Raw genomic sequence first — 1,320 nt, forward strand, 5'->3', positions numbered from 1 at the left:
TTATATCGAGTCCAAGCCTGAATGATTTTCTGTAAATCCCAGCGGTGAGTTTTACCACTTTCGCACCCATCAAAAACTCCCTCACCTTTTAAACGGCGAAAATGGCGCTCTGATAAGCTGAGAACTTTGCAAAAATCTTTGGTCGATGTGTTGAAAATATCATCAATCTGCATAAAAAGTTGTTAACGTTTTTACTCTTCATTTATCTACTTTAATTATCAATTTCATTTAAAATTGCTTTAAGCGTAAAGTCATATTTTTTTAGTTTTTTGTTATAAAATTTAGAAAATTTCTTGAAGTCTACTTTATCTATTTGGTTATCATTTATTTTATTGAAATATTCTTCGGCATTTTTATCCGTCAAAAGCGGCATTTCTGATTTAAAGCTCAACGATTCTGATTTAAAGTCAATGCCATTATGGTAGTCAGCGAGTAGTACAATTACCCAAATAGCTTCCAAAAAATGCCCTCCTGCACTAGCAATAAGCTTCCCCTGCTTTATTTCCTTTACTGCACTGTTATCCCAGTCAACTCCAACAATAAAAATATCTTTGCCTGGATTTAGGTCTGCATTATAGGCTCCTTGAATAATTCCTTCAGCCATTGCGTCATTGGCTGCCCAGTAAAGCTTAGCGTGAGGATATCGTTGATGTAACCGATCAAATTTTCTTACAGCTCTATCTTTCGACCAGTTTGCGTAGGTTAGATGCTGTAAACGAGCATTTGGGTGTTTTTTAATGTAGTCTTTCAGACCATTAACTCTTTCAATTGACCCTCCATCTGCAATAACACCGCCTAACGCAATGATATCGACACTATTACTTGGATCAACTTGTTGAGCATAATTCACCAAAGCTCTAGTAATATCATAGCCAGCCTGTCTGTCATTGGGGAACATTTCTCCAAGCCAATATTTAAAGTAAGTCCTTGGCCCTCCATACTCATTCCGCTGCTTAGAGTTAAGTCCTGCATTAAACATAAAACTTTTTATTTTGTTTTTTTCAGCCTTTTTTAAGATTTGAATGCCGTTTTGTTTTGTTGACTGAAAAACAATATAATCTTGTTTGTGTCTCATCCTGCTAACTGAGCTGAGATTTTTCATAATTGTGGCATGGTTACGATTAGGCGCATGTAAAACATTTAAATTACAATTCAAGTCGTTGCATGTTGCTTGCATAAGATTAGCCACCCTTTTCCAAAAAACATCATCAGCATTTGAAGGGTTCAGAAATGTTATATTGAACGATTTCCCTGCATAAGCACTCGATATCACTATAAAAAACAAACATAATACAATTCGAACAGATCGAGACATACTAC

1 protein-coding gene is annotated in these 1,320 nt (G+C 35.5%); it reads right to left on the reverse strand.

Annotated elements, in window-relative coordinates; translation table 11 throughout:
* Nucleotides 1-211: 211 nt before the first annotated feature.
* The coding region (locus BGC07_RS18040; protein WP_139121842.1) for an ABC transporter substrate-binding protein at nt 212-1,320 on the reverse strand (1,109 nt) is incomplete at its 5' end.

Source organism: Piscirickettsia litoralis (genome assembly GCF_001720395.1).
In the GTDB taxonomy this organism is placed as follows: Bacteria; Pseudomonadota; Gammaproteobacteria; order Piscirickettsiales; family Piscirickettsiaceae; genus Piscirickettsia; species Piscirickettsia litoralis.